At 51.1% G+C, this 354-nt stretch carries 2 tRNA genes; both read left to right on the top strand.

Annotated elements, in window-relative coordinates:
- Positions 1-45: 45 nt before the first annotated feature.
- Positions 46-122: transfer RNA gene (locus QSK07_RS22740), tRNA-Ile, on the top strand.
- A gap of 146 nt (positions 123-268) precedes the next feature.
- Positions 269-344, top strand: a tRNA-Ala gene (locus QSK07_RS22735).
- Positions 345-354 lie beyond the last annotated feature (10 nt).

Raw genomic sequence — 354 nt, 5'->3', positions numbered from 1 at the left:
ACACAGATTGTCTGATAAAAAGTAACGAGCAGAAAAAACCTCTACAGGCTTGTAGCTCAGGTGGTTAGAGCGCACCCCTGATAAGGGTGAGGTCGGTGGTTCAAGTCCACTCAGGCCTACCAGATTTCTTCTCATGCTGCGTTATGCGCGCGGTCGTTTACCCCGGTAAACTTCCCTTCCGCATGCCTTGCCTGAAAAGAAATTACATCCTTCGTCAGAAGAATGTAACTCGGTTGAGTGGTAGTAGTGGTCTCTGCAGTAACTGTATGGGGCTATAGCTCAGCTGGGAGAGCGCCTGCCTTGCACGCAGGAGGTCAGCGGTTCGATCCCGCTTAGCTCCACCATACCGTTTTA

This window comes from Pantoea sp. QMID4, assembly GCF_030270445.1.
Classification (GTDB): domain Bacteria; phylum Pseudomonadota; class Gammaproteobacteria; order Enterobacterales; family Enterobacteriaceae; genus Pantoea; species Pantoea vagans.
Note: the sequence above shows the minus strand (reverse complement) of the source record. Positions and strands in the feature narration are given on the sequence as shown.